At 65.2% G+C, this 6,012-nt stretch carries 9 protein-coding genes; 6 read left to right on the top strand and 3 right to left on the bottom strand.

What is annotated here, in order from left to right; all coding sequences use genetic code 11:
• The 6 genes from BOO71_RS24585 to BOO71_RS24565 form a co-directional block, all read left to right on the top strand.
• Window positions 1–216 (top strand): transposase (locus BOO71_RS24585; protein WP_139323184.1); only part of this gene is annotated, 216 nt, incomplete at its 5' end.
• Window positions 217–294: 78 nt separating this feature from the next.
• The gene (locus BOO71_RS28120; RefSeq protein WP_175607532.1) at window positions 295–468 is read left to right on the top strand and encodes a hypothetical protein; all 174 of its coding nucleotides are present in this window, start codon (window positions 295–297) and stop codon (window positions 466–468) included.
• 87 nt (window positions 469–555) lie between these two features.
• Window positions 556–876, top strand: a complete 321-nt coding sequence (locus BOO71_RS24580; RefSeq protein WP_075836874.1) for a hypothetical protein — start codon at window positions 556–558, stop codon at window positions 874–876.
• 77 nt (window positions 877–953) lie between these two features.
• Window positions 954–1,631 carry a response regulator transcription factor gene (locus BOO71_RS24575; RefSeq protein WP_075836873.1) on the top strand — a complete coding sequence of 226 codons (678 nt, stop codon included), beginning with the start codon at window positions 954–956 and terminating at the stop codon, window positions 1,629–1,631.
• Window positions 1,632–1,690: 59 nt separating this feature from the next.
• The gene (locus BOO71_RS24570; RefSeq protein ID WP_075836872.1) at window positions 1,691–3,049 is read left to right on the top strand and encodes a sensor histidine kinase; all 1,359 of its coding nucleotides are present in this window, start codon (window positions 1,691–1,693) and stop codon (window positions 3,047–3,049) included.
• 69 nt (window positions 3,050–3,118) lie between these two features.
• Window positions 3,119–3,517 (top strand): ComEA family DNA-binding protein, encoded by a 399-nt coding sequence (locus tag BOO71_RS24565; protein WP_083653806.1) that lies wholly within the window; start codon window positions 3,119–3,121, stop codon window positions 3,515–3,517.
• Between the two features lie 74 nt (window positions 3,518–3,591).
• On the opposite strand, the gene BOO71_RS26565 is transcribed toward BOO71_RS24565, so the two are convergent.
• From BOO71_RS26565 to BOO71_RS24545, 3 genes are all read right to left on the bottom strand, one after another.
• A complete protein-coding gene (locus BOO71_RS26565; RefSeq protein WP_083653805.1) occupies window positions 3,592–4,926 on the bottom strand; it encodes a DUF4388 domain-containing protein in 1,335 nt (444 codons plus the stop codon).
• 356 nt (window positions 4,927–5,282) lie between these two features.
• Window positions 5,283–5,546 carry a metal-sensitive transcriptional regulator gene (locus BOO71_RS24550; RefSeq protein ID WP_029483685.1) on the bottom strand — a complete coding sequence of 88 codons (264 nt, stop codon included), beginning with the start codon at window positions 5,544–5,546 and terminating at the stop codon, window positions 5,283–5,285.
• Window positions 5,547–5,602: 56 nt separating this feature from the next.
• Window positions 5,603–5,818 (bottom strand): CopZ family metallochaperone, encoded by a 216-nt coding sequence (locus tag BOO71_RS24545; RefSeq protein ID WP_254843286.1) that lies wholly within the window; start codon window positions 5,816–5,818, stop codon window positions 5,603–5,605.
• Between the last annotated feature and the right edge of the window lie 194 nt (window positions 5,819–6,012).

Below are 6,012 nucleotides of genomic sequence, written 5' to 3'. Positions count from 1 at the left end.
TGGACACTGGAAATCATCAAGCGTAGTGACAGGGCCAAAGGGTTTCAGGTGCTGCCTCGCCGCTGGGTGGTGGAACGCTCATTGGCGTGGTTGACGCGCTCACGTCGGCTGAGCCGGGACTATGAAGGCCGCTGCCACACCTCCGCTTCCTGGTGCTATCTCGCCAACATTCGCTTGATGCTCCGTCGTCTTGATCCTTCTGTCGAACCTTTATAAACGCGCTCTGAGGTTCAGCAGGGTTGCGAGGTCCAGAAAGCTCCGGCTTCATCTGCCCCTGATCTGCCCACCGCAGCCTTGCCGCATGACCCTCCAGACCTCGTTCCGAAGGTAAGCATCCGCTTGCAGGACGGCAAGTTGAACGCGGCGGATATCGACACGCTCAAGGGCGCTACCGACTCGCCAGGAACGGCGACAGCGGCAGTCGGGCACCCGGTCAAAGACACCACCGCGCCCATTCCGGGCCTGTGAACACAGATGTGGACCCGGACGTATTCTCCAGGCCCCATGAGAACTGCCCCCTCTTGTCTTTAACGCGCCAGACTGATTGGGTAGGGCATGACGCAAAAAGACGCTCAGGCCATCACCGTGCGCGGCGCGTGGCATGGACAGACCAATGATCCCGAACGGCATTTCGAGGGAACCATCATCGACTCTGAATACGCCGGGGTTCGCAGGGGGACGCGGGCGCGGATCACCTTCGGCCACAGCAATGCCCGCAGCCAGAATGCCGAGGAACACGGCACCTACACCCTGGTGGCGGGCAGCAGGAGCCTGCCGCTGATGAGCTTTACCTGCCGCACCGTCGGCACCACCGGGCGGCACGTCACCGATGAGAGCCAGGAAGACGACTGGCTGGCCGTGCCACTGGCAGGCTGAGGCGGCCCGATAGAGGCGGCCAGGAGGCACGGACCCGCTTCCATCTGGGCGTGACCTGCCCGCGCTAGCCTGCGCCCATGCGCTTTCTGGTTGTCGAGGATGAACCCACCATTCGCCGCCCGCTGGTCGCCAGCCTGCGCGAGGCGGGCTACGCGGTGGACGAGGCGGCCTGTGCCCGCGAGGCGCGTGAGCTGGCCCTGACCATCCCTTTCGACGCCCTAATGGTGGACGTGGGCCTGCCCGAGGGACCGCTGGCCGGCTTCGAGCTGGTGCGGGAGCTGAGGGAGGCTGGCTCAAGCTGCCCGGTGCTGTTCCTGACCGCGCGCGACGCGGTGGAGGACCGGATCGCGGGGCTGGACGCGGGCGGCGACGACTATCTGGTCAAGCCCTTTCACCTGGGCGAGGTGCAGGCCCGGCTGCGGGCGCTGGTGCGCCGGGGCCGCTCGGAACCGCAAAGCACACAGGTGTGGCAGGATCTGCGGCTGGACTGGAATGCCCGCGCGGTGTTCCGGGATGGCGCGCGGGTGGCCCTGACTGCCAAGGAGTTCTCGCTGCTGGAAGTGCTGGCCTCGCATCCGGGCAGGATCTACACCCGCGACGAACTGATCGACCGGGTCTGGGACGGGCGTTTCGATGCCGAATCCAACGTGGTGGACACCTATGTCCGCAACCTGCGGCGCAAGCTGGGCGACCCGGTGGTGCAGACGGTGCGCGGCCTGGGCTACCGCTTCCCGGACGCTGGGCCGGAAGTCTGACCCAGATAAACAACGATCTCCTGAATGCTCCTGCCACTCCGCCGCATACTTGCTCTCAGATGACCCTGCGTGCCCGCCTGACCCTGCTGACCTTCAGCATTCTGTTGCTGAGCCTGCTGGCCTCTGCGGGGGTGGCAGGAACGGCGCTGTGGCGGCTGGAACTGAGCAGCATTACCCGGCAGATCGAGGCCCAGGCCGACGCGCTTCTGGCCGTCGCGCGGGCCACGCCAGGGACGCTGCCCGACAGGGCCGAGGACCTGCTGGAAGTCGACGGCATCACAGCGGTGGCGCGGGTGTACGGCGGCGGGCGGCTGCGCTGGGCGGGCGGGGCTGCCGGGCCGGACATCCTGGACCCTGGCTGGCTGACCGGAACTGCCGGGCAGGGGATCAGCCGCGTGGACGGCTATCTGGTGTCGTCCACGCGGGCAGACAACAGCGCCGTGCAGGTGGGCCGCAACCTGCTGCCCCTGGAACGCTCGATGCGGCTGTATGCCCTGGTCACGGCCCTGACCCTGCTGCTGCTCAGCGCCCTGGGCGGCGCGCTGGTGGCCCGCGAGGTCCGGCGCACGCTGCGGCCCCTGGAAGCGCTGGCGGCGCGGGTCCAGACCCTGGACGCCCCCGGCCCGCTGCCCGCCCTGACCCTGGGCGGCGAGGTCGGCGCACTGGCCCGCGCGCTGGACGCCAGCCTGGGTGCCCTGCGGGCCGAACGCGAGCGCGAGACGCTGTTTCTGGCCAGCGCCTCGCACGAATTGCGGACCCCGGTCACGGCGCTGCTGGCAGACCTGGAACACACCCTGGCCCGCCCACGTTCGCCGCAGGAGATGCACGCCGTCCTGGAACGGACCCAGCGCACGGCGTCGCGCCTGCGCCTGCTGACCGGCAACCTGATGACCCTGACCCGCGCCCAGCGTTTAGGAACACAGCGCCTGGAAACACAGCGTTCAGGAACACAGCATCTGGAACCCGCCCGCTCCTCCTGGCCCCCCGTGGACCTGCTGGCGCTGGCAGGCGAGGCGGTGGACCTGCTGCAACCGCTGGCCCTGCGCCAGGGTCTGGACCTGTGGCTGGACGGTCAGGCCACCCCGCTGCGCGGCGACAGCGCCCTGCTGGGCAGCGTGCTGGAAAACCTGATCGGCAATGCCCTGAAGTTCACCCCACGCGGCGGCGAGGTGCAGGTCAGGGTGGTGCCCCAGGACGGCGGCGCACAGTTGACTGTTCAGGACAGCGGCCCCGGCTTTCCTGGCGGCGCACTCACCGAGGCTTTTGTGCGCGGCGAGGCGGCGGGGGCGGCGGTAGAGGGCTTTGGCCTGGGGCTGGCCGTGGTGCGGCAGGTCGTCGAGATCCACGGCGGCACCCTGACGCTGGACAACCCGCCGGAGGGCGGCGCGCGGGTGGAGGTCAGCTTTCCCGGCGGGTAGAAAGCGGCGGCGCATTGCCTTCATTCGCCCTTTAACTGGCCCTCCTACTGTGCTTTTCGGAGGCCCACCATGCACAGAACGCTGACTGTCCTGACCACCACGCTTGCCACCGCCGCCCTGCTGCCCGCCCTCGCTTTTGCCCAGACCGCCACGCCCAGGACCAACACGCCTGCGGCCACACCCACCGTCAGATCGGCCATGAACACGGTCAGGACCGGGATGTCGGGCGCGGCCTCCACCATGAAGATGGGCAGGTCCAGCATGTCCGGCAGCGGGAATATGGCGCTGGTTCACATCAACCGCGCCACCGCCAGCCAGCTCGAAACGCTGCCCGGCGTCAGCGTCAAACTGGCTGCCGAGATCATCAAGGACCGGCCCTTCAAGAACAGCATGGACCTGGAGAAAAAGGTCAGCGGGATCGGCGCGAAGAACATCAAGAAGATGCTGCCGCACATCAGCTTCACGTAAAAACGTTCCAGCAATACGGGAGGGCAGCTCACATCGGCTGCCCTCCCGTGTTGGCCTTCGCCTTCTTCCGGCGCTCAGGCGATGGTGATGTCCTTGCCCAGCGCCTTGAGCTTGTAGCGGGCCATCGCCAGGTTGGCCTTGTCCTTGGCCAGCACCAGATACAGGAACAGCGTCTGGCCGGGCACCATGTAAATAATGTGGTACTGGTTTTGCAGGGTGATCAGGATGTCCTCGATCTCGCCGTCGATGCCCAGGCTTTTCATGGTTCGCAGCTTGGCGCGCACCACTTCGGTGTTGCCCGCCGCCGCCACGTCCAGATTGACGCCGCTGCCCATCGTGCCCAGGGCCATCCCGCTCTCGTAGTCCACCAGCGCGGCGGCCATTGCGCCGTCGATATCGTTGGTGGCGCTGTTCAGTGTGTCCTTGACGTTTGCCATGATGTGTGTCCTTTGTTCCTGGGTCAGGCTGGGAAGAGGGAGAGGAAGGGGCGCGGCGGCCTGTCCGGCAGCCCCCGGCTCGGGAAAGATGAAATCGGATTCCACGAAACTGGTGGGGGCGGCTGTGGTGGCTGGGAGAGCGGCGGTGGGGGGCGGCGCGGTTTCAGGCTGGGGTTTCTTGAGACCGGCGGTAGAGTTCTTGGGTCTCCTGAACAAGGGGTCCTCCTCGGAAACAGCGGAAACCGCAGCGTCGGGCTGCCGGGCGTCCTCGTCCTTGCGCTGCATGGCCTCCATGAGCAGGGAGGTCAGGGGCCGCGCCGTGCCCCCGCCGCTGCGGTTGTGGTACGAGCGTTCGATCCGCAGAGACACGCTGTCCCATGACAGGATGTCCAGCGCAGCGTCCTCGCCGGTCTGACCAGTGGCATGCGAGTAAGCCTGGACCAGCCGCCCCTGAAGCAGGTGCAGGCGGCCCCAGGTGCGGCCAGATTCCGCCCGGATACACAGGCTCTTTTCCTCCCATTCCATCATCTGGAGAAAGCCCGAGAGCGACACGCCCCGCACGACGCCAAAGATGCTGGAGAGCATCTCGCGCTCGATGGTGCGGCTGACCGAAGCGACGTCCCCGAGGTCCACCACCGGCATCTCGCCGAAGCGTTCCAGCAAGACGTCCACACGCTGAATCGGGCGTTCGCTGGCCAGAATAAAGAAGGTGAAGGGCCAGTGCAGCTTGGCGTGTTCCAGCAAGCGGATCAGATCGGCGCACAGTTCGTCACCGATCTGCTTGCAGACGATCACCACTAGGTCCGGGGCCTCCTGCGGGGCGATGTCCGCCGCCTCGGCAGGGGTGGGGCAGGTGCGGGTGGTCCAGCGCCGGTCTATTGGAGCGTCTACCTGCAATTGCCGCTCAATCTTCCCTTCCAGATCACCGACGATCAGCAGGGAAGGGGAAGGCTTCTGTTTGGAATAAGGCATGCCTTCCCCTTGAATGGATGCGGCTCAGAGAAAGTAAACGGCGTTTTCTTTGCAGGTGATCTGCTTCTCCAACGCCAGAACAATAGACGGCAGATCCTTACAGGAACATTTCAGGAACGCCTGAAAGCTAAGCCGACGCCATAGCTCTCATTAAAAATAATGGGTCAGTTAAAGCGCGAGGCTCAACTGACCCATTTCTCAACTGATGTTTCTGGCGTTCTTATACGGACTCCGATTAGAGGGTGTTGAAAACACCCGTAATCCGAGTGGAGCGAGCAGGAGAAAAACGGGTTCCGGGCGTGGAGTGGAGGGATCGGCGCTGTTCCGATTCCTGCACGAAACAAACGGAATCCGTATTACCGGTAGCGCAAAGCTTCCATCACTTCTTCCACCAGTTCCACGCTGTCGCCGCGCCCGGCAGAGGTGGCGACATGCGCTTCCAGATGGCCGCGCAGCACCACGTCGCCCGCGCCGCTCAGCGCGCCCTGCACGGCCTTGATCTGCCGCAGCACGTCCACGCAGTAGACCTCCGGGTCATCCAGCATGCGCACGATGCTGTCCAGATGACCACGGGCGATGCTCAGGCGGCGGCGAGCGCGTTTGCGGGCGTCCTCCGGCATGCAGAGTTTGCCCTCCGCCGTGCAGTGGGGGGCGTCCGCAAACGCGGGGGCATCGGTCAAGCCGAAACCTGCGCGGCGTAACCTTCTTCCGCTACAGCGCTGATCATGGCCCCGGTGTCGGCGTCGCCGTGAACGGTGGCCTTGCCGCCCTCCAGATCAACCTGCACGTCATGCACGCCCGTCACGCCTTTCAGCGCCTTTTCCACCGCTTTCACGCAGTGGCCGCAGGTCATGCCGTCAACTTTCAGTTCAGTGGTCAAGGTGTTTGTCATGGATAGATTTTAGACCCTGGGGGGGAGGGAGGTCAAGAGCAGGAAGGTCTAAGGGTCGAAGGGTCTAAAGGTCTAAGAGGTGAAGGTTTCGTGTCCAGTCAGCTCAATGTGTAAAATACGTACGCTCTCACTCCATCAACCATTCACCATCACCCATCCCCACCTTGCCTTACCCTCCCCAGGGGGATAGACTG

It is taken from the genome of Deinococcus marmoris (assembly GCF_001949125.1).
GTDB classification, from domain to species: domain Bacteria; phylum Deinococcota; class Deinococci; order Deinococcales; family Deinococcaceae; genus Deinococcus; species Deinococcus marmoris_A.
This window is presented reverse-complemented; position numbering and strand designations above follow the sequence as displayed.

What these genes read in the sequence shown, in the direction of transcription:
- BOO71_RS24570 (WP_075836872.1), top strand. Translation starts at nt 1,691, where the DNA reads ATGACCCTGCGTGCCCGCCTGACCCTGCTGACCTTCAGCATTCTGTTG.
- BOO71_RS24550 (WP_029483685.1), bottom strand. Translation starts at nt 5,546, where the DNA reads ATGCCGGAGGACGCCCGCAAACGCGCTCGCCGCCGCCTGAGCATCGCC.
- BOO71_RS24580 (WP_075836874.1), top strand. Translation starts at nt 556, where the DNA reads ATGACGCAAAAAGACGCTCAGGCCATCACCGTGCGCGGCGCGTGGCAT.
- BOO71_RS24545 (WP_254843286.1), bottom strand. Translation starts at nt 5,818, where the DNA reads ATGACAAACACCTTGACCACTGAACTGAAAGTTGACGGCATGACCTGC.
- BOO71_RS26565 (WP_083653805.1), bottom strand. Translation starts at nt 4,926, where the DNA reads ATGCCTTATTCCAAACAGAAGCCTTCCCCTTCCCTGCTGATCGTCGGT.
- BOO71_RS24565 (WP_083653806.1), top strand. Translation starts at nt 3,119, where the DNA reads ATGCACAGAACGCTGACTGTCCTGACCACCACGCTTGCCACCGCCGCC.
- BOO71_RS24575 (WP_075836873.1), top strand. Translation starts at nt 954, where the DNA reads ATGCGCTTTCTGGTTGTCGAGGATGAACCCACCATTCGCCGCCCGCTG.